18 protein-coding genes are annotated in these 20124 nt (G+C 60.4%); 9 read left to right on the forward strand and 9 right to left on the reverse strand.

Annotated elements, in window-relative coordinates; genetic code table 11:
* Nucleotides 1-37: 37 nt before the first annotated feature.
* The 7 genes from LQK84_RS11160 to LQK84_RS11190 all read left to right on the forward strand — a co-directional run bounded on the left by LQK84_RS11160 (nucleotide 38) and on the right by LQK84_RS11190 (nucleotide 8287).
* Nucleotides 38-1543: an aldehyde dehydrogenase (NADP(+)) gene (locus LQK84_RS11160; RefSeq protein ID WP_230828795.1), complete on the forward strand. Its 1506-nt coding sequence runs from the start codon at nucleotides 38-40 to the stop codon at nucleotides 1541-1543.
* Nucleotides 1544-1783: 240 nt separating this feature from the next.
* On the forward strand, nucleotides 1784-2668 hold the full coding sequence (gene purU, locus LQK84_RS11165) for a formyltetrahydrofolate deformylase (RefSeq protein ID WP_230828796.1): 885 nt from the start codon (nucleotides 1784-1786) through the stop codon (nucleotides 2666-2668).
* Between the two features lie 6 nt (nucleotides 2669-2674).
* Entirely contained in the window at nucleotides 2675-3583 is a 909-nt protein-coding gene (locus LQK84_RS11170) for a bifunctional methylenetetrahydrofolate dehydrogenase/methenyltetrahydrofolate cyclohydrolase (protein WP_230828797.1), read from the forward strand.
* Between the two features lie 113 nt (nucleotides 3584-3696).
* Nucleotides 3697-4569, forward strand: coding sequence for an amidohydrolase family protein (locus tag LQK84_RS11175; RefSeq protein WP_230828798.1), 873 nt, complete (start codon nucleotides 3697-3699; stop codon nucleotides 4567-4569).
* Nucleotides 4570-4682: 113 nt separating this feature from the next.
* Entirely contained in the window at nucleotides 4683-6173 is a 1491-nt protein-coding gene (locus LQK84_RS11180; protein WP_230828799.1) for a glycosyl hydrolase, read from the forward strand.
* Nucleotides 6173-6907 carry an HAD family hydrolase gene (locus LQK84_RS11185; RefSeq protein WP_230828800.1) on the forward strand — a complete coding sequence of 245 codons (735 nt, stop codon included), beginning with the start codon at nucleotides 6173-6175 and terminating at the stop codon, nucleotides 6905-6907. The genes LQK84_RS11180 and LQK84_RS11185 overlap by 1 nt, the downstream gene beginning before the upstream one ends.
* 78 nt (nucleotides 6908-6985) lie before the next feature.
* The gene (locus LQK84_RS11190) at nucleotides 6986-8287 is read left to right on the forward strand and encodes a glycosyltransferase (RefSeq protein WP_230828802.1); all 1302 of its coding nucleotides are present in this window, start codon (nucleotides 6986-6988) and stop codon (nucleotides 8285-8287) included.
* A 62-nt stretch (nucleotides 8288-8349) separates the two neighbouring features.
* Here LQK84_RS11190 and LQK84_RS11195 read toward each other — a convergent pair whose 3' ends face one another.
* The 3 genes from LQK84_RS11195 to LQK84_RS11205 all read right to left on the reverse strand — a co-directional run bounded on the left by LQK84_RS11195 (nucleotide 8350) and on the right by LQK84_RS11205 (nucleotide 11703).
* Nucleotides 8350-9150, reverse strand: a complete 801-nt coding sequence (locus tag LQK84_RS11195; protein ID WP_230828803.1) for an ATP-binding cassette domain-containing protein — start codon at nucleotides 9148-9150, stop codon at nucleotides 8350-8352.
* 11 nt (nucleotides 9151-9161) lie between these two features.
* Nucleotides 9162-10490: a sugar ABC transporter permease gene (locus LQK84_RS11200; RefSeq protein WP_442966946.1), complete on the reverse strand. Its 1329-nt coding sequence runs from the start codon at nucleotides 10488-10490 to the stop codon at nucleotides 9162-9164.
* 172 nt (nucleotides 10491-10662) lie between these two features.
* Entirely contained in the window at nucleotides 10663-11703 is a 1041-nt protein-coding gene (locus LQK84_RS11205) for a substrate-binding domain-containing protein (protein ID WP_442966947.1), read from the reverse strand.
* 235 nt (nucleotides 11704-11938) lie between these two features.
* Between LQK84_RS11205 and LQK84_RS11210 the strand changes: the two genes are divergently transcribed.
* On the forward strand, nucleotides 11939-13186 hold the full coding sequence (locus tag LQK84_RS11210) for an ROK family transcriptional regulator (protein WP_230828804.1): 1248 nt from the start codon (nucleotides 11939-11941) through the stop codon (nucleotides 13184-13186).
* A gap of 92 nt (nucleotides 13187-13278) precedes the next feature.
* On the forward strand, nucleotides 13279-14295 hold the full coding sequence (locus LQK84_RS11215) for an NAD(P)-dependent oxidoreductase (protein WP_230828805.1): 1017 nt from the start codon (nucleotides 13279-13281) through the stop codon (nucleotides 14293-14295).
* Here LQK84_RS11215 and LQK84_RS11220 read toward each other — a convergent pair whose 3' ends face one another.
* From LQK84_RS11220 to LQK84_RS11245, 6 genes are all read right to left on the reverse strand, one after another.
* A complete protein-coding gene (locus LQK84_RS11220; protein WP_230828806.1) occupies nucleotides 14296-15135 on the reverse strand; it encodes a GNAT family N-acetyltransferase in 840 nt (279 codons plus the stop codon).
* The gene (locus LQK84_RS11225) at nucleotides 15132-15878 is read right to left on the reverse strand and encodes an aspartate/glutamate racemase family protein (protein ID WP_230828807.1); all 747 of its coding nucleotides are present in this window, start codon (nucleotides 15876-15878) and stop codon (nucleotides 15132-15134) included. The genes LQK84_RS11220 and LQK84_RS11225 overlap by 4 nt, the downstream gene beginning before the upstream one ends.
* A 10-nt stretch (nucleotides 15879-15888) precedes the next feature.
* Nucleotides 15889-16707 (reverse strand): ABC transporter permease, encoded by an 819-nt coding sequence (locus LQK84_RS11230; protein WP_230828809.1) that lies wholly within the window; start codon nucleotides 16705-16707, stop codon nucleotides 15889-15891.
* Between the two features lie 3 nt (nucleotides 16708-16710).
* Nucleotides 16711-17616 carry an ABC transporter permease gene (locus LQK84_RS11235; protein WP_230828810.1) on the reverse strand — a complete coding sequence of 302 codons (906 nt, stop codon included), beginning with the start codon at nucleotides 17614-17616 and terminating at the stop codon, nucleotides 16711-16713.
* Nucleotides 17617-17688: 72 nt separating this feature from the next.
* Nucleotides 17689-18969, reverse strand: coding sequence for an ABC transporter substrate-binding protein (locus tag LQK84_RS11240; protein ID WP_442966948.1), 1281 nt, complete (start codon nucleotides 18967-18969; stop codon nucleotides 17689-17691).
* Nucleotides 18970-19025: 56 nt separating this feature from the next.
* Complete coding sequence (locus LQK84_RS11245) at nucleotides 19026-20114, reverse strand: ABC transporter ATP-binding protein (RefSeq protein WP_230828813.1); 1089 nt, start codon at nucleotides 20112-20114, stop codon at nucleotides 19026-19028.
* Nucleotides 20115-20124 lie beyond the last annotated feature (10 nt).

A 20124-nucleotide genomic window follows, 5' to 3' on the forward strand; every position in this document is an offset into this window, starting at 1 on the left:
GCTCGCCACTTTCCATTTGACCGCAAGGAGTAAGACGATGCTGACTGGCAAACACCTGATCGCTGGCGAATGGGTCAGTTCTGAAAAGACCTTCAAGTCCGCCCCGGCCAAGGGCGAATCCCGCACCTATTCTGATGGCGGAGCCGCCGAAGTCGATCGCGCCGTGCAAGCTGCCGAAGAGGCCTTCTGGTCCTATGGCTATTCCACCCGCGCCGAGCGCGCCGCTTTCCTCAACAAGATCGCTGACGAGATCGAGGCGCGTGCCGACGCAATCACCGAAATCGGCTCGTCCGAAACCGGTCTGCCGGAAGCCCGCCTTCAGGGCGAGCGCGGCCGCACCACCGGCCAGCTGCGCCTTTTCGCCAGCCATATCGAGAAGGGCGACTATCTCGACCGCCGCTACGATCCGGCCCTGCCGGACCGCCAGCCGCTGCCGCGCCCGGATATCCGCCTGATTGAACGTCCCGTTGGCCCGGTCGCCGTCTTCGGTGCCTCCAACTTCCCGCTCGCCTTCTCGACTGCCGGCGGTGACACTGCGGCCGCACTGGCTGCCGGTTGCCCGGTCGTCGTCAAGGGCCACCAGGCGCATCCCGGCACGGGTGAAATCATTGCCCAGGCGATCGATGCAGCCATTAAGGCCTGCGGCATTCATCCGGGCGTCTTCTCGCTCGTTCAGGGCGTTACGCGCGAGCTCGGCGCCGCCGTCGTTCAGCATCCGCTGATCAAGGCCATCGGCTTCACCGGTTCCCTCGGTGGCGGCAAGGCTCTGTTTGATCTCTGCATGGCCCGTCCGGAACCCATCCCGTTCTTCGGCGAGCTCGGTTCCGTCAACCCCATGTTCGTCATGCCGAACGCCGCGAACGCGCGCGCTGAAGCCATCGGCAAGGGCTGGGCTGGCTCGCTCACCATGGGGGCAGGGCAGTTCTGCACCAATCCCGGCATTTCGATCGTGGTGAAGGGCGAAAGCGCCGACACTTACATCGACGCCGCGGTGAAGGGCCTTGAGCCTGTCGGTGCGCAGACCATGCTGTCGGACGGCATTGCCGAAGCATTCCGGCGTGGCCGCGACCGCGTTCGCGCAACAGCTGGTGTCCGTGAAGTGCTGACGTCGGTTTGTGATCTGCGCAACGCGACGCCTTACCTCTACGTGACGACGGGTGAGGATTGGCTGGGCAACCATGTCTTGAGCGAAGAAGTGTTCGGTCCGCTGGGCATGGTCGTTGTCGTCAATGATCTCGACGAGATGCGCAAGCTGGCTCTCAGCTTTGCCGGCCAGCTGACGGCGACCATCCACATGGACGCGGCCGACACGGCGGATGCGCAGAAGCTGATGCCGATCCTGGAGCGCAAGGCCGGCCGCATCTTGGTCAACGGCTATCCGACCGGCGTCGAGGTCTGCGACGCAATGGTTCATGGCGGTCCGTATCCGGCAACGACAAACTTCGGTGCGACCTCTGTCGGCACGCTGTCGATCCGTCGCTTCCTGCGTCCGGTGTCCTATCAGAACATGCCCGCCGACCTTCTGCCGGCCGATCTGCGCTGAGATCTGAGACCTGTAAATGCATGAGAAGGCGGGGCGGCAACGTCCCGCCTTTGTCGTCTTGAGGCCAAATCGTCTCTTTTGCGACAGTCTGAATGCGCCAAACGGTGTCGGACGCGGAAGAGCCAGAGAAGGCCAGCGGACGATACGAATTAGCCATGCCGACCGGAGACACGAAAGACCTTGCAGTCTGCGTTGTTCCGGGTAGAGAAGATCGGCGGAGATGAAGAGGGGCTCTCGGATATGAACAATTACGTTCTCACCGTTTCGTGCAAATCAACCAGGGGGATTGTTGCCGCGATCTCGGGCTATCTGGCTGACAAAGACTGCAACATTATCGACAGCTCCCAATTCGATGCGCTCGACACCGGCAAGTTCTTCATGCGCGTGTCCTTCGTTTCCGAGGGGGGCATCAGCGGCGATGACTTGCGCAGCGGTTTCGAGCCTGTGGCAGAGAAATTCGCCATGGATTGGGAAATCCACAGCCCGGATCAGCGCGTCAAGGTGCTGCTGATGGTCTCGCGCTTTGGCCATTGCCTCAACGATCTTCTCTATCGTTGGAAGATTGGCGCACTGCCAATTGACATTGCGGGCGTTGTATCTAACCATTTTGAATACCAGAAGGTCGTCGTCAACCACGATATTCCCTTCCACCACATCAAGGTGACGAAGGAGAACAAGCCGCAAGCTGAGGCGCAGCTGATGCAGGTGGTGGAGCAGTCCGGCACCGAGCTGATCGTTCTGGCGCGCTACATGCAGGTGCTTTCCGACGATCTCTGCAAGAAGATGTCGGGCAAGATCATCAACATCCACCACTCCTTCCTGCCGTCCTTCAAGGGCGCCAACCCCTACAAGCAGGCCTATGAGCGCGGCGTGAAGCTGATCGGCGCAACGGCGCATTATGTCACGGCGGACCTTGACGAAGGCCCGATCATTGAGCAGGACATTGTCCGCATCACGCATGCCCAGAGCGCGGACGACTACGTGTCGCTGGGCCGCGATGTGGAAAGCCAGGTGCTGGCACGGGCCATCCATGCCCATATCCATCACCGCACCTTCATCAACGGCAACCGGACTGTCGTTTTCCCGGCTAGCCCCGGGTCTTACGCGTCTGAAAGAATGGGCTGATTTCAAATGGTTCGACGGATCGAGGGAAAGCCGACGGCGGCGGCTGTCATTGAGAAGGTGAAGGCGGAAGCGGCGCGCCTGGAGCACGATCATAGCGTAAAGCCCGGCCTTGCCGTCGTCATCGTCGGGGAAGATCCCGCGAGCCAGACCTATGTCGCCTCGAAGTCGCGCACGGCCAAGGAATGCGGCTTTCACTCGGTTCAGCATTCGCTGCCTGAGGCAACGACGCAAGCTGAGCTTGCGGCTTTGGTGGACAGTCTGAACTCCGATTCCGCCATTCATGGCGTTCTCGTCCAGCTGCCGCTGCCCAAGGGTCTGGATTCAGAGCCGATCATTCAGTCGATCAAGCCTGAAAAGGATGTTGACGGTCTTCATGTCGTCAATGCCGGCAAGCTTGCAACCGGCGACCTCAAGACAGGCCTGATTTCCTGCACGCCGGCGGGTGCTATGATCATGGTTCGCATGGTGCATGGACAGGACCTCTCGGGTCTTCATGCCGTTGTCGTCGGCCGCTCGAACCTGTTTGGCAAGCCGATGGGGCAGCTGCTTCTCAATGCCAATGCAACCGTTACCATGGCGCATTCGCGCACAAAGGACCTCGCATCCATTTGCCGAATGGCCGATATTCTTGTCGTTGCTGTCGGACGGCAGCAGATGGTTCGCGGCGATTGGGTGAAGCCCGGCGCGACTGTGATCGATGTCGGTATCAACCGGATTGATGCGCCGGAGCGCGGTGAGGGGAGAACACGCCTTGTTGGCGACGTGAACTATCCGGAAGCCGCGGAAGTCGCCGGCGCGATTACGCCCGTCCCGGGCGGCGTTGGCCTGATGACCATTGCTATGCTGATGGCGAATACGGTGACGGCCGCCTATCAGCAGTCCGGACTGTCTGCTCCGGATTTCGGCGCCCTTTAACCAGACCCGTCTGTCCAGACCGCGCGCCACGGTTTGTGCGCGGTCGCGCATATAGTTATTGACTATAACTATATGGCCTCCTAAAACCGATGCGTCGAACTCGGGAGGATGCCATGATCGATCTCGCCAAAATCCGCGCCATTGATTTTCACACCCATGCTGAAGAGGCCTGCGGTTGTCATGCCGATGACGGATATGACGAGCTGCAGACAACGATGGCGCGCTATTTCCGCGCCGCCTGGGAGCACCCGCCGACAGTACCGGAAACGGCCGAGCATTATCGCAAGCAGAATGTCGCTGCGGTGATTTTCCCGGTCGATGCCGAGCACGAGACCGGCTACCGCCGCTACAGCAATGAGGAAGTTGCCGAGCTCGCGGCCGAGTATAACGACGTCCTCATTCCCTTTTCCTCGATCGATCCCCACAAGGGCAAGATGGGCGTGCGCGAAGCCCGCCGTATGATCGAGCATTATGGGGTCAAGGGCTTCAAGTTCCATCCGACCTATCAGGGCTTCTATCCGAACGATCGGCTCGCCTATCCGCTTTATGAAGTTCTGGCGGAATACGGCGCGATCGCGCTGTTTCACACCGGCCAGACGGGCGTCGGGTCCGGTATGCGTGGCGGCAACGGCATGCGCCTGAAGTTTTCCAACCCCATCCATCTCGATGATGTTGCGGTCGACTTTCCGGATATGCCCATCGTCATGGCCCACCCGTCCTTCCCCTGGCAGGAAGAGGCGCTGGCGGTGGCGACACACAAGCCGAACGTCTATATCGACATGTCCGGCTGGTCTCCAAAGTATTTCCCGCCGCTTCTGGTGCGTTATGCCAATACACTTCTGAAGGACAAGATGTTGTTCGGCTCTGACTGGCCGATGATCTCGCCGGAGCGCTGGCTGGCGGACTTCGAAAAGATCGACATCAAGGACGAAGTGCGGCCTCTCATCCTTAAGGACAACGCGGCTAAACTCCTCAAGCTGGCCTGAAGTTCCGTCTTTTTTGAAAAATATATTGCTTGCCTCATCCTGCTCTCGCGGGCAGACTTTTGGGCATGTACGCATCGCACGGATTTCTGAGATCGGACATTGGTGACGTCGACGTGATCTTTCACGACGGGCTCTATCACCTCTTTCACCTTGTCCTGCCCAATCACGACTTCATCGCACATGCGGTGAGCAGCGACGGCATGTCATGGCGTCGCGTGAAGAACGCGCTTTTCGTCGGCGATCCCGGCAGCTGGGACGACGACATGCTATGGACCATGCATGTCACCGCTGACCCGGATCGACCAGGGGAGTGGCGCATGTTCTACACCGGGCTCTCGCGGGCGGAGTTCGGCCGCGTGCAGCGCGTAGGCCTCGCGCGTTCCAAGGATCTCTATCATTGGGAACGTTGCGCCGAGGGGAACTATCCGCTCGAAATTCGTGGTCCCTATTACGAGTCGAGCGTCGACGAAGGTCGGCAATGGGTCAGTTTCCGCGATCCCTTCTTCTATATCGATGAGAAGACCGGCGCGCGCCTGTTGCTCGCCTCAGGACGCGTCAAGAACGGGCCGGTGATCCGGCGCGGCTGCGTCGCCATGGCGCGGGAGATTGCGCCGGACACATTCGAATTCCTCTCTCCGCTGCACAAGCCCGGCCTTTACGACGACGTCGAGGTTCCCAACCTCTTCTGGCTCGGCGATCGCTATTATCTGATCGGCTCGATCCGTGAAGACATCAAGATCCACTATTGGTATTCCGAGCGTCTTGAAGGGCCTTACGAGAACTTCTTCGAAAATGTTCTTCTGCCATTTGGCAACTATGCAGGGCGCGTCTGCCAGAATGGTGGTCGGCCACTCCTGTTCTGCTTCTTTGCGCGGACGGAGATGATCAATGGTCGTGAGGTGACCAAGAAGGTTCTGCCACCACCGAAGGAGCTGGTGCAGGGGCAGGGGGGCCGGTTGAGGCTGAAATCCTCCGGCGCATTCAATGGATTGGTCACAGGTGCGGAGAAAATTACCACCGCTTCACAATGTCGTTTTCTCTACGGAAACTCGCATGCGAGCCTGAGCGACCAGGAAGGTGGTTTGAGCTTCGCGTGTCGGAGTGGTTACGAGGCCGTTCTGCTGCCGGGCCGGCACGATGATTTCCGGCTGCGATGCGTCATGACACTCCATGGATCTGGAAAGTGCGGCCTGGTCCTTCGGACCAACGAAGACGGCGACGGCTACTATCTCGCGCTGGATCTGGTGAAAGGCGTGGCGCAGATCCGGGCGTGGGGAGCCAATCCGACCCCGGTGTTTGAGCATTCCTTCCGCTACGATCCGCTTCAGGATGCGCATTTTCAGGAAGAGCAGCGGGAAAGCTGGTTGGTCGAAGTTGTCGCCCATGGCATGTATCTTGAGGTCTCGATCGGTGGCTATGTCGTTCTCAGCCTTGTGGACGAGACATATGCCGAGGGTGCGGTGGGGTTCTACGCCGAATCTGCCGCTCTTGGCATTGCCGAGCTGCAGATCGAGAGCCTGGCGCGGCCCGTCTCGGAACATGCGTCCGAGATGGTTTACACGGCAACGCGCCCGGACAACACGGACCGCGAGGCGGTGCGCTGATGTCCGCCCCGGAGGAAGGCAAGTGGCTGATCGTCAGCGATATTGACGATACCCTGACAGGTGACAGAGAGGCGCTGGAAAGTCTCTGGCTGGCGGTGCGTCGGCAACGAATGACGGTCTGCCTGGCGCTGAACTCCAGTCGGCCGGCCGAGAGCGTCGACAGGACAATTCGGTCGTATTTTCCGAGTGATTTCACGCCGCGCGCGATCATTACCGGCCTTGGAACCGAGATCCGGATTGACGGCCAGTTTGTCCCCGAATGGGCACATCGCTTCGCGGCGTGGCCGCGGCAGGAGATCGTTGATGTCGTGCGGCGGTTCGGCCATCAGGCGCATGCCGACGAGTTTCAGACGCCGGGGAAGGCCAGTTTCTCCGTGCCTGACCGGGCTTCTGTCGAGGCCGTGCTCGCTGAGCTTTCCGCGCGCCGACTTCCGGCGCAGGCGCTTTATACCGGCAAAAGCGATCTCGATCTGATTGCTCCGGAGGCGGGAAAGGATCTGGCGCTGCTATTCCTGGCGCGGCAGTTGCGGATCCCGGCGGGAAGGGTGATTGCTGCCGGGGATTCCGGCAACGATCTTGCCATGTTCGAAGCTGCCGATCGCGCCATCGCTGTCGGCAATGCGCGACCGGAGCTGGTTCATACGGCGCCCAGATACAAGACGTATTTTGCCCGGGCTCCGCATGCCGCTGGCGTGTTGGAAGGCCTGCAGGCTTACGGCGTGCTCGCGTCGTAACCTTCTGTTTCGGAACCTTGCCATCTGACAGGCGTTAAAACTTCAAGTCTCAGCTGTTGAACAAGAGGGAAAACGACCATGGCCGGACAACATGTCGGTTCGCTTCTGATGATTTCGCTGCATGGATATGTGGCGGGTTCACCTGAATTGGGAAAGCCGGACACGGGAGGGCAGGTGGTCTTCGTGCTCGAACTGGCCAAGCGCTTTTCGCGTCTCGGCTACCGGGTCGACGTCATGACCCGTCGCTTCGAGGACCAGCCGGCAGAGGACGAGATCAATGACAATCTGAAGATCATTCGCATCCCGTTCGGCGGCCGCCACTTCATTCGCAAGGAGGACATGCACGACTGGTACGGCGACTTCGTCACCAATGCGCTCGCCTATATCCGCAAACGCAAGCTCCACTACGATGTGATCAACTCCCACTATTGGGATGCCGGTGTCAGCGGACAGAAGATCGCCGAAGAGCTCCAGATCCCGCATGTCCACACGCCGCATTCGCTTGGCTGGTGGAAGCAGCATGACATGGTCGGCGCCGATCCGGACGAAATTACCGGCTATCGCTTCGATGAGCGTATTCGCCGCGAATTCGTTCTCTACCGCAGCTGCGATCATGTGATCGCGACCAGCGAGCAGCAGGTCGATCTGATTGCGGAACAATACGAGCTACCCCGCGACCACATCACGATGATCCCGCCGGGGATTGATGAGGGTCGCTTCACGCCCGCGACGCCGGATATGGTGCGCCGGGCACGCGACAGGCTCGGCATGTCGGAAAAGGACATCTACATCGTCGGTCGTGCGGCCGAAAACAAGGGTTACGACCTCGCCATTCACGCCATGGCACATCTGAAGACCCTGCAGCCGGAGGCGCGTCTTGTCCTGGCCGCGGGCGCAAACTCGGACAGTGATATAGCGCTTCTCGATCAATACAAGGCGATCGCCACCGAAATCGGGGTCGAGGACCGGATCGACTGGCGTGGCTATGTCGAGGACAAGGATCTCGCCGACTGCTATCGCGCGCCCGGCGTCTTCGCATTGCCGTCGCGCTACGAGCCTTTTGGCATGACGGCGGTCGAGGCGATGGCCTGTGGCACGCCGACAGTGATGACCGTCCATGGCGGGCTTCACGAGCAGATCGAATTCGGCCGTCACGCGCTGGTCGCCGATCCGAAACGGGCAGAGGAATTTGCGGCAGTGCTGAACCTGCCGCTGCAATACCCCTGGATGCGGGAAACCCTGTCGGTTGAGGGCGCACGCTTTGCCCGCCGCGCCTTTGGCTGGACGGGCATTGCGCGTCGGACCATCAATCTGTTTGAACATTTCCGAGGACGGTACGATGCCTATCAGGCAGAAGATCTGGCATCGCCGGCGGCATAAAGCAAGAAATCATTCGATAATAAAGCTATTATTATCGAATGATTTTGCCTTCTGGTCCGTACTCAGTCGATCGCACCGGGTCCGCGGATGGCGTTCGGAGGGCATTTGCCAAGAATGATCATGCCGAGCACCTCGTCCTTTGTGACTTCGGTCGTCTTGGCATAGCCAACAACCTGGCCGTTCTTCATCACGGCGACGCGATCGGCGAGATCGAAGACGTCGTGGATGTCGTGGCTGATCAGGAAGATCCCGATGCCGTCCTTTTTCAGTTCCTTGATCAGCTCGCCGACCTGTGCGGTTTCGTGCGGGCCGAGAGCAGCTGTCGGCTCATCCATGATGAGGATGCGCGCATTGAACAGGATGGCGCGGGCAATCGCCACCGACTGGCGCTGACCACCGGAAAGCGCCTTCACCGGCTCCTTGAAACGGCGGAAGTTCGGGTTGAGCCGACCCATGACCTTGCGGGCCTCGGCCTCCATGGCCGCGTCGTCCAGCGTTCCCCAGCTTGTCAGCAGTTCGCGGCCCAGGAACAGATTGGCGGCGGCATCGACATTGTCTGCCAGCGCGAGCGTCTGGTAGATCGTTTCGATCCCATAGGCCTTGGCGTCGCGCGGGTTGCCGATCTGCACTTCCTCGCCATTGATCCGGATCTGGCCGGAATCGCGCGGATAGGCGCCGGAGAGGATCTTGATCAGGGTCGACTTGCCGGCGCCGTTGTGGCCGAGGAGGCCAACGACTTCGCCCGGGAAGAGGTCGACACTCGCGTGGTCGACGGCCTTGATGCCGCCGAATGCAATCGAGATGTCGCGCATCTCGACAAGCGGCGTCGCACCATTGTGAGGATTTCCGATGTTGGCGTTCATGTTCATCCTCCTTACTTGATGCGACGGCGATAGACGGTGTCGAGCCAGACGGCGACGACGAGCACGCCGCCAACCACCATTTGCTGCATGGCAGCCTCGAACCCGATCAGGACCATGCCAGACTGCAGCGACTGCATGACGAGCGCGCCGAGCATGGCGCCCCAGATGGTGCCGGAGCCGCCGGCGAGCGACGTGCCGCCGATGACGGCTGCTGCGATGACGTAGAGTTCATCGACCTTGCCGAGGTCGGCTGTCGCCGAATTGAGGCGGGCCGAGGCGATGATCGCGGAAATGCCGACCAGTGTGCCCATAAGCGCGAAGACCATGACGGTCATGCGCTTGGTATTGATGCCGGCGAGTTCCGCCGCTTCCGGATTGCCACCGATGGCGAAGACATAGCGGCCAAAGCGGGTGCGGTTGGCAATGAAGGTCATGACGATCAGAACGGCGCCGGCAATGAGAACCGGAATGGCGAAACCGTGACCGATGAAGAGACCACCTGGTGGAACGGGGATGTTGTGGCTGGTCGCATATTCCTTCACGATGCCCGCAGGCCACGGATAATTGTTTGCAATGTAGGCCGCGCCAAGGACGAGAACGGAGCCGAGCACGGCGATGAACACCTCTGCCCAGACCGGACGCAGCGGGAAGCCGAAGCGCTGGCGCTGCCTGCGGCCGGCAATCAGCGAGAGAATGATCAGAACGCAGACGACAATGGCCACGACCCAGCTCGCGGTCACGCCGATCGCGCCATAGGGTCCGCCACCGATCAGCTTGAAATTGGGGTCGAGCGGCGAAATCGTCTCGCCGCGCGTGACCCACCAGGCAGCGCCGCGCCAGACGAGCATGCCGCCGAGGGTCACGATGAAAGAGGGGATCTGCAGATAGGCAACCAGCAAGCCCTGGAAGGCGCCGATGGCGGTTGCAACGACGAGCGCAACGATGACGGCGAGAATCCAGATCATCGGATGCCCTAGGCCGAGGCCGAGAACCTTCGGGAAGATCCAGACCTGCGCGGCGCCGGTGATCATGGCGGTCACGCCGAGAACGGAGCCGACCGACAGGTCGATATGGCGCGTGACGATGATCAGAACCATGCCGGTCGCCATGACGGCGATCGACGCAGTCTGTACCGAGAGGTTCCAGAGGTTTCGGTAGGTGAGGAAGGCACCGTTATTGTTGAATATCGCGCCGTATTCATGGAAACCGACCCAGATGAGGATCAGCGCGCCGAACATGCCGAGCATGCGCGCGTCGATTTCGGTGGCCCGGAGGAAGGCGGTCAAAAGGCCTTCCTTGCCTTGTGTCTGTGTCGTTACGGCGGTCTGAGTCTGTGTCACTGCCCCTGCCTCTCAAGCTTATCGTTCTTGTGATGGAATTGCTGTCGCATCCGGGCGCGATATGCCCGATCTGGCATCCATTTCGGGCGAGCCGCCAGCAAACGTCTCTGCCTTCAAAAAACCGCGCCGCTGGAGCGACGCGGTTTCCGATCATGACGATCGTTTCAGGCGATCAATCGCAAGCCTTAACGGTGCCGGCCTTGACGCCTGCGCAGGCGGTTGCCTTGTCGATCCAGCCAGCCTTGATGACGTCGCCCAGCGTGTCCCTGGTAACGGCGAAGGGCTTGAGGAGAACAGCGTTCATCTCAACCTTGTGTGCGCCGTCCTTGAACTTCTGAACGTTCGGAACGGACGAGGCATCCTTGCCGTCGGCAAGCATGAGGGCTGCTTCTGCTGCGGCCTTGCCGAGTTCGCGCGAGTCCTTCCAGATCGAGACGAGCTGGGTGCCGAGCGCAACGCGGTTGATGGCGGCTGCGTCGCCGTCCTGGCCGGTGACCGGAACGGAGCCAGCGAGGCCCTGGGCAGACAGCGCTGCCACAACACCACCGGCCATGCCGTCGTTCTGCGACAGAACGGCGTCAACCTTGTTGTTGTTGGCGGTGAGGATCTGCTCCATGTTCTTCTGGGCGTTTTCCGGCTTCCAGCCATCCGAGGAGGCTTCGCCGACGATCTTGATCGCACCGGAGTCAACCTTCGGCTTGATGACTTCCATCATGCCCTTCAGCAGGAACGCGGAGTTCGGGTCGCCCTGGTCGCCCTTGATGATGGCGAAGTTGCCCTTGTCCTTCACCTTGACGACTTCCTCGGCCATCATCTTGCCGACGCCGACATTGTTGAAGGTCATGTAGAGAACGCTCGGATCTTCGATCTGAACGTCATAGGCAATCGTCGGAATGCCTTCGTCCTTGGCCTTCTGGACGGCCGGCATGATGGCTTCAGAGTCCCACGGAACAACCAGCAGAACGTTGGCACCCTGCGAAATCAGGGATTCGATGTCCGTCAGCTGCTTGGCAGCAGACCCCTGCGCGTCGGCGGAAATGTACTTGTCGCCAGCGGCTTCGACGATCTTCTTGATGACGGCTTCGTCGCGCTTCCAGCGTTCTTCCTGGAAGATCTTCCAGGATACGGCGATGGTCTTGCCAGCGGCGAAAACCGGGCTTGCCGCAGACATGACAAACACTGCGCCTGCAAGCGCAGCAGCAAACTTCTTCATGACGTCCTCCCAAATGCTCTCAAGCATCAAAAGCAAGAATGGCACAGGGACTCCCGACCCCGGCCTTCGCAGAGACTTTTTTTTAGCCTCAAAAAAATAAGTGACACGCTTATTTTGGTATGTCAAGATAAAAACACAACTCGCTAAGTTGCTGCAATGCAATAGATTTTTGCATTGCGAGAGCTTCTGGCGCTTGGGGGAGGAGCGGCCCTTGGAGGGCTGCTCGGAGGAAAGCATGTCGAGCATTGTACGCCAGGACGACGTCCGGCGGCTGAATCAATTCGGAATTCTGCGGGCGCTCAGGCGGCACGGGCCGCTGTCGCGAACCGCGCTCAGTTCCCTGACCGGTCTTTCGCCGTCGACTGTCACTGTCATCACAAACAGCCTGATCGAGCGCGGTGTGCTGACCGACCGGCTGCCGGAGACGTCCACCGTCAACAAGCGCGGGCGGCCGCAGGTGTTGATTGCGCCGAATGGCAAGCATGCGACAGTTGCCACCATTCGCCTGGCGCGCGGTCTGGTGGAGGCAACACTGTTTGACTATGCCGGTCGCGAACTGGGCCGGCGCGAGCTGCGCCGCCGGACGCTGTCGCTGGCGCCCGAGAGCATTGTGCGGCTGATGGTGGAGTTGATAGACGGGCTGGGCGAGGAGACAGGGCGCAGCCGCGCCTCGATCGTGCGGATTGCCGTTGCCGTCGAGGGGATCGTCGATAGCGCCGGGAGGCTTTTGCTGAGCACGCCGTTTGCTGATGTCCACGAAATGGACATAGCCTCGCTGCTGGAGGCGGAGTTTGGTGCCAGCGCGGAAGTCATGAACGACTGCAATGCCGTCGCCGAAGGTCTGACATGGACCGCTCCAGAAGCTTCGGGAGAGAATTTCGCAGCCTTGCTGATGGCCAATGGCGTCGGCCTCGGGTTGGCGATCAATGGCAAGATGCTTTCGGGTCCCAAGTCCTCCGGCATGGAATTTGGGCATATGATCTACAAGCCGGGTGGGGCGCTGTGTCGCTGCGGCCGCCGTGGCTGCGTGGAGGCCTATGCGGGCATCTATGCGATCCGCCGCGCGGTTGCGGGCGAGGACCCCAATATCGTCATCGAGGATGTTCCGGAAAACGACACGCTGGTCGACATCGTCGAAAAGGCGCGGCGGGTGGACGGGCCGGAGCGGGAAGCCTTGAGGGAAGCGGGCCGGGCGCTTGGCAACGGGCTCGTCAATCTCTTCACGCTCTTCGACAGTGTACCGCTCATCATGGCCGGTGCTTCGACGATTGCGCTCGAGTTCATGATGGACGAGATCCGGGCGGCGTTTGCCAATCAGAGCTTTGGACGCCGGGTGGAACCCGATATCGTCGATGTCTACCCGGATGCCCCCAAACTGATGCGTCAGGGGGCCGTTTTGAAGGCACTGGCAGCCTATGACATGTCTTTGCCGGACCAGGAGGAACTGGTGCAGGAAGAGGTTGTTTCTGCCGGGCGGGCATAGTCCAGATGCCCTCAAGTGCCGCGGTTTGGCATATATTGCCATCAAAGTTGCCAAATGACATGACGAAAGTCAGTTTCGATGGGAGGAAGACATTGAAGATCATTTACGATCCGGCGCCACGGACGGCAGCGGAGATGTTCAGCCCGGAGGATTACGCAGCGTTCGTCAAGAATCATGATGTCGCGATCTATGACGGCGGCGACCGGGATGCCTTCTATGACCGGCACCTGCCGGATTGCGAAATCCTGATGAGTCAGCAACCGATGGATACGGAACGTCTTGCTAAGGCTGGCAGGCTGAAGGCAATCTTCAATGTCGAGACGAACTTCCTGCCCAATATTGATTACGACATCTGTTTCCAGCGCGGCATTCATGTTCTGGCGCCGAGCGGCGTCTTTGCCCTGGCGGTGGCAGAGATGGGCCTCGGAATGGCGATCAGTCTCGCGCGAGGGATCCACAGCGAGCATGCCCGCTTTCTGCACGGAACTGAACGCTATGGCCTTGATGGCAACCTTGATGCCGAGCTTTTGACTGGCTCGACATTCGGCTTTATCGGCTTCGGGGATCTGGGACGCGCACTGAATGCGTTGCTACCCGGATTTCGTCCCAAGGCCGTCAGGGTCTTCGACCCATGGTTGCCAAATGGACATCTAGAGCGCCTAAGCGTCCAGCCGGCATCGCTTGAAGAGGTGCTTTCTGAGAGCCGGATTGTCTTTGTCGTGGCATCGATCACGACTGAAAACCGGCACCTGCTCAATCGCGACAATCTGAAACTGATGCAGCCCGGCGCGTCCCTGGTTCTCCTGAGCCGTGCTGCGGTTCTGGATTTTGACGCATTGAAGGAGATTGCACCGACTGGCCGGATCCGGTTTGCGACTGACGTCTTCCCGGAAGAGCCTGTGGCCGCCGCTGATCCCATCCGCGCATTGCCGAATGTTCTGTTCTCTCCACATCGAGCCGGTGCCCTGACATCTGCCCTTCAGGAGATCGGGAAGCGGGTGCTGGAGGACGTCGACCTGATCGGGCGCGGTTTGCCGCCGGTGGCCTGCCGGCGGGCGGAGCGCGAGACCGTCAAGCGCATGCGCAGCAAGCCGATCGACAAGACCTGATCAGCCGAGTTCCAGCGTCGTTGCCGCGAAGACGCCGGTCATGTCCACGGCCGGCGGCAATCCCAGATACATGCGGGCCGTCTCGAATCCGCTCCGGAAACCGAGTTCTCTCAGGTGATCGATGAGGTCTGCCTGGGAGTCCGGAACATCGAGATGAACCTGTGCGCCGGCCGCCGCCTCGCCGCATGACTTGAACAGGTCGATGGCGGTGGAGGCGTTCTCAGCGAAAAGGGGACCAACCTTCAGGCCATCCAGACACTCCCGCATCACACCATAGCCGGTGACGCGCCCATCTTGCCTGGCGACAAACGCGGTGCGTGGTGAAGACAGCCAGAAGTCCAGAAATTCTAGGCGTGCGCTTGGAAAGTATATGCGGTCAAATTGCATGATTTCAGCGCGCTCATGCAATTCGGCTACCCCAATGTTCCCTTTCGGCCCTGTTCTCGGCAGAAAGCCGCTCCAGCGCCTGCTTCCGTAGGCGCGGCGAAAGCCCATCGTCTCGTAGTTGGCCTGCTGCGCGGGAACACCGTCGAGCCCTACCGTCTTGCCGGAAAGTCGTGCGAGACCTGCATCCCACACGCTCAGGCCGTAGCCTTTGCCACGGAGATCGGGCCGCGTGATATAGAGCCCGATGAAGCCGAACGTGTCGCTATAGGAAACCGCGGAAATGCCGGCGGCAAGTTCACCGTCCACAAAGCAGCCGATGAACCCTTGCGGGTCGGCAGCGTAAAAGGCGTTTGCATCGTTTGGCGAGGGATTCCAGCCTTCTTTGCCGGCCCATTCAATCAGTCGACCGGTCTCTTGCAGTGTCAGGTTTCTGACATCGACATGCTGGGTCATCTGGCGAGAAGATCCTGAGGCGCGAAGGTCGAGAGGGTTCCGGTATAGGGCTTTTGAACGGGCGTGGCATAGGCTCCACGTTTGGCGGTGCTGAGGCCGAGTGCAACCAGCCCCTCCGCCTGCTTGACGGCGGCAGCGACGCCGTCAACGATGGGGATGCCAAATTCGCGGCGCAGGTCCATCGTCAGGTCTGCCATGCCGGCGCAGCCGAGCACGATGGCTTCCGACTTGTCTTCGCGCAGGGCCGCGGCAATTTCGTTGCGCAGACGGTCTCTCGCGTTGGACTGCGGGTCCTCCAGCGACAGGACCGGAATGTCGGCCGCGCGGACATTGCAGCGACCCGCCATGCCATAGCGATGAACCAGTGCCTCCAGCGGCAGGCGCGACCGCTCCATGGTCGTCACGATCGTGAAGCGCTGGGCGATGAAGGCTGTGGCGGAGAGGGCTGCTTCGCAGATGCCAAGCACGGGAATATGCGCCAGCGCTCTTGCAGCATCGAGCCCGGTGTCGTCGAAACAGGCGATGATGGCAGCGCTTGCACCCGCCTTTTCACCCTTGGCAATTTCGAGCAGCAGGCCGGGAAGGGCAAGTGCCTCGTCATAATAGCCTTCGATGGAGGCAGGCCCCATGCTGGACGTCACGGCGACAATGTCGGTTGCGGTATTGCGAACGCGATTGGCGGCGTCCGCGATCTTTTCGGTCATCGAGACCGTCGTGTTGGGATTGACGACGAGGAGTTTCATGCGTGGCCTGTCATGCGTTGCCGCGACGGCGGTTTATGAAGACGATGATGCCCACCGCGCTGCCGATGATGATGAAGGAGAAAAGCGTGGTCAGCGTGCCGAGCGCGTAAAGAACCGGCGTCGTCACATTGGTTGTCATGCCGTAGATTTCGAGCGGAAGTGTATTGTAGGTGCCGGCCGTCATCAGCGTGCGTGCGAATTCGTCATAGGAAAGAGTGAAGCCGAAGAGACCGACGCCGATGAGGCTTGGCAGGATCATAGGCAGGACGACGAAGCGGAAGGTCTGCCACGAGGTGGCGCCCAGGTCCCGCGCGGCCTCCTCATAGGACGGAGAAAACCGGTTGAAGATCGCGAACATGATCAGCACGCCGAAGGGCAGCGTCCAGGTGAGGTGCGCGCCGAAGCCGGACGTGTACCATGCTGGCGCAAAGCCCAGCTGCTGGAAGAGGACGCCGATACCGAGGCTGATGATGATTGACGGCACGACCAGGCTTGCGACGGCGAGATAGAAGAGCGCCGTTGCGCCATAGAACTTCCGCCGGAAGGCGAGGCCGGCCAGAAGCGAAACAACGACGGTCACGATCATGACCATGAAGCTCAGCGTGAACGAACGCTGGAACGCCCCGCCGAAATCGCCGACCGCCTGGGTTTCGAAGAGATTGCCGAACCAGTGCAGCGATGTGCCGTTCATCGGGAAGGTCAGGCCGCCATTGGGCCCCTGGAAGGAGAGGATGAAGATTGCCGACATCGGGCCATAAAGGAAGAGCACGAAGACGGTGAAGAAGGCTGCTAGGATGTAGAATTCGCGCGGGCGCTTTTCGGTGTGCATGGCTCAGAGCTCCTTGCGAATGTCGACGACGCGCAGGATCGCCGCAACCATGAGGAGCACGACAACCAGCAGGACCGCGGCGTTGGCGGCGGCGGCCGGATATTGCAGCAGCGACATCTGGTTCTTCATCATCAGCGCCACCGAGGCGCTCTGGCCGCCGGACATGACCTGAACGGTTGAGAAATCCGCCATGACCAGCGTGACGACGAAGATCGTGCCGATTGCCATTCCGGGCTTTGCAAGCGGAATAATGACATTTGTCAGCGTCTGCCAACCGGACGCACCGCCGTCCCGGGCGGCCTCGATCAGCGATTTGTCGATACGCATCAGCGTGTTGAAGATCGGGGTCACCATGAAGAGCGTGTAGAGATGCACCATGGCGAGCACGACGGCGAAATCGGAATAGAGCAGCCATTCGATCGGCTGCGGCACGATTCCTGCCTTCACAAGGGCGGTGTTCACGAGGCCGTTGCGGCCGAGTACGGGGATCCACGAAATCATGCGGATGATGTTCGATGTCATGAACGGGACGGTGCAGATAAGGAAAAGCACCATCTGCATGGCGGCTGTCCGGACATGGAAGGCCAGGAAATAGGCCACCCAGAAGCCGATCACGAGGGTCAGCAGCCAGACGATGGCCGCAAATTTCAGCGTATTGAGATAGGTCTTCCAGGTCACCCAGGAACCCAGCGTGTCAACATAGTTCATGCTGACGAAATCGGGATACATCTGCGCGAAATCGTAGTCCCAGAAGCTCACCACGATGATCATCAGGATCGGCAGGAGGAGGAAACCACCCAGGATGAGGGCCAGCGGCGTGGCCTGCAGATAGGGTGGCAGCCAGCCGGGCAGGCGTATCTCCCGCTTGGGCTTGCCGTCGCCTGCGCCTATCAGCCTCACAGTCACCATGGTTGCCGAACTCCGGTTTTGTCCGCGTAGGAAGATGCGCCGCCCCCGATGGTGAGGGCGGCGCGGATAGCATCAGGCAGCGATGAATTCGTTCCAGCGCTTCACCATGTAGCGGTCTTCATCCATGACCGAGTTCCAGCAGGCGACCTTGCCCATGCGGTCGTCGAACGAGCCCCCGTCGCGCACGGCGCCGGCCTTCTCCATGACCTTGCCTTCCGGAGACATGATGTCACCCTTGGCCGGCTTGCCTTCGATCCAGTAGCCCCATTCATCTTCGGTCATGAACTGCTTGGCGGTTTCCATGCAGGCCGAGTAGTAGCCCTGGCGGTTGAGATAGCCGCCGACCCAACCCGACGTGTACCAGTTGATGTATTCGTAGGCCGCGTCGAGTTCAGCGCCCTTGAGGTGTGCGGCAAGGCCGAGACCGCCGCCCCACGAACGATAGCCTTCCTTCAGCGGCTGATACTTGCAGGCGATGCCCTTGGAGCGGACGGCGGCAACGGCCGGCGACCACATGGACTGGATGACGACTTCGCCCGAGGCCATCAGGTTGACGGACTCGTCGAACGACTTCCAGAAGGCGCGGAACTGCCCGGCCTTCTTGGTTTCGATGAGGAAATCGATCGTCTTGTCGATCTCGGCCTTCGTCATGTTGCCCTTGTCGGCATATTTCAGCTTGCCGGCCGCTTCCATGATCATGGCGGCGTCCATGATGCCGATCGACGGGATGTTAAGGATCGACGTCTTGCCCTTGAAGGCCGGGTCGAGAATGTCGGCCCAGGAGGAGATTTCGCGACCGACGAGGTCAGGGCGGATGCCGAGCGTATCTGCGTTGTAGATGGTCGGAACCATCGTGAACCACTCGGTCGGAGCTTTGGCGAACTTCTTGTCGCCGGGCTTTTCGACGAAGCCGACGGTATGCGGTGCCGTGCCCTGTGCAATCACGCTATCCGGCTTCAGCTTGCCGGTGATGAAGAGCGGCACGATCTTGTCGAAATATTTCAGCTTCTTGGTGTTCATCGGCTGGATGACACCGGCCGGGTAGACCTTCTTGAGGATCCAGTATTCGATGTCGGCGATGTCGTAGGAGTTCGGCTGCGTGACGGTGCGCTGGGCTGCGGCGTCGGAGTCCAGAGCCGTCATTTCCAGTGTGATGCCGAGGTCCGCCTTGCACTTTTCGGCAATCGCATTGATATTCGAAACGCCCGTGCCGATCTGCCGGAGCGTGATCGGGTTCTTCGCCCAGATCGTCGGGAAACCGGTGATCACGCCCGTGCCTGCTGCCAGACCGGTGGCTGCCGCGCCGGTCTTCAACAGCGTACGCCGCGTAATTCCTTGAGACTTCGTGGTCATGCTGAGTTCTCCTTCAGAGGTTTGTTTGGTCATGATTTTTCATCATTTTCTTGTTGTTACTTCGGGACGCGTCCCAGAATGATCGCATCGTCCTTGCCCCATGACAGCGGCACGGCATCGCCCGCCTTGACCGGACTGCGGTAAAAATCGGCGTCTCGAAGGACGACGGTGAATTCCTCGACACCAGCCCCCGCCACGCTCAGTTTCACACTCGCGCCGAGGTCCTCGACGTTCTGGACAACGGCCGTGAAGCCGAAGCCGGACGTGTCAGATGCAGCCATGCGGATATGGTCGGTGCGCAACGCGAAATCGGCATGCGTATCCTCGTGCTCGGGAACGCCGACGGCGCTGAAGCGCCCGCCACCATTTACTTCAATGGTCGTGAGATCACCCGAGCGTTCGACAATGCGCCCGGAAATCACGTTGTGATTGCCCATGAACTGCGCGACGAAGGCGGTGGCCGGCCGTTCGAAAACCGTGCGCGGGTTCGCCGCCTGTTCGATCCGTCCGTCATTCATCACGACGATCAGGTCTGCCAGCGCCATGGCCTCGTCCTGGCTGTGCGTCACATGCACGAAGGTCATGCCGAGCGACGTCTGCAGGCTCTTCAGTTCTGCCCGCATCCGGATCTTGAGGAAGGGATCGAGCGCGGAAAGCGGCTCATCGAGCAGAAGTGCCTGCGGCCGGGTAATCAGCGCGCGGGCCAGCGCGACGCGCTGCTGCTGACCGCCGGACAACTGCGCGGGCCGCCGTGTGGCATAGGGCTCGAGCTGCATGCGCTTCAGCATCGCAAGAGCAGCGTTGCGTCGCTCCGTCTTGTCGACGCCCTGCATCTTCAGGCTGAAGGCGACATTGTCGACGAGATCGAGATGGGGGAAGAGCGCGTAGGATTGAAACATCATGGCCGTGCCGCGCCGGGCGGGCGGCAGATCATTCACGATCGTGTTGCCGAGCAGAATGTCTCCCTCGGAAACTGTCTCGTGACCGGCGATCATCCGCAGCGTCGACGTCTTGCCGCAGCCAGAAGGGCCCAGAAAGCAGCAATAGCTGCCGGCGGGGATCTTGAGGCTGATTGCATGCACGGCGGTGGTCGTTCCGTAGACTTTGGAAACGGAAGCGAGTTCAATTTCTGCGGCTTGTGACATGCATCATCCT

The sequence above is a fragment of the Rhizobium sp. C4 genome, assembly GCF_021026315.1.
GTDB lineage: Bacteria > Pseudomonadota > Alphaproteobacteria > Rhizobiales > Rhizobiaceae > Ensifer_A.

Coding starts and splice junctions, on each gene's coding strand:
- LQK84_RS11160 (WP_230828795.1), top strand. CDS start 38: ATGCTGACTGGCAAACACCTGATCGCTGGCGAATGGGTCAGTTCTGAA.
- purU (WP_230828796.1), top strand. CDS start 1,784: ATGAACAATTACGTTCTCACCGTTTCGTGCAAATCAACCAGGGGGATT.
- LQK84_RS11170 (WP_230828797.1), top strand. CDS start 2,675: ATGGTTCGACGGATCGAGGGAAAGCCGACGGCGGCGGCTGTCATTGAG.
- LQK84_RS11175 (WP_230828798.1), top strand. CDS start 3,697: ATGATCGATCTCGCCAAAATCCGCGCCATTGATTTTCACACCCATGCT.
- LQK84_RS11185 (WP_230828800.1), top strand. CDS start 6,173: ATGTCCGCCCCGGAGGAAGGCAAGTGGCTGATCGTCAGCGATATTGAC.
- LQK84_RS11190 (WP_230828802.1), top strand. CDS start 6,986: ATGGCCGGACAACATGTCGGTTCGCTTCTGATGATTTCGCTGCATGGA.
- LQK84_RS11195 (WP_230828803.1), bottom strand. CDS start 9,150: ATGAACGCCAACATCGGAAATCCTCACAATGGTGCGACGCCGCTTGTC.
- LQK84_RS11205 (WP_442966947.1), bottom strand. CDS start 11,703: ATGAAGAAGTTTGCTGCTGCGCTTGCAGGCGCAGTGTTTGTCATGTCT.
- LQK84_RS11210 (WP_230828804.1), top strand. CDS start 11,939: ATGTCGAGCATTGTACGCCAGGACGACGTCCGGCGGCTGAATCAATTC.
- LQK84_RS11220 (WP_230828806.1), bottom strand. CDS start 15,135: ATGACCCAGCATGTCGATGTCAGAAACCTGACACTGCAAGAGACCGGT.
- LQK84_RS11225 (WP_230828807.1), bottom strand. CDS start 15,878: ATGAAACTCCTCGTCGTCAATCCCAACACGACGGTCTCGATGACCGAA.
- LQK84_RS11230 (WP_230828809.1), bottom strand. CDS start 16,707: ATGCACACCGAAAAGCGCCCGCGCGAATTCTACATCCTAGCAGCCTTC.
- LQK84_RS11235 (WP_230828810.1), bottom strand. CDS start 17,616: ATGGTGACTGTGAGGCTGATAGGCGCAGGCGACGGCAAGCCCAAGCGG.
- LQK84_RS11240 (WP_442966948.1), bottom strand. CDS start 18,969: ATGACCACGAAGTCTCAAGGAATTACGCGGCGTACGCTGTTGAAGACC.
- LQK84_RS11245 (WP_230828813.1), bottom strand. CDS start 20,114: ATGTCACAAGCCGCAGAAATTGAACTCGCTTCCGTTTCCAAAGTCTAC.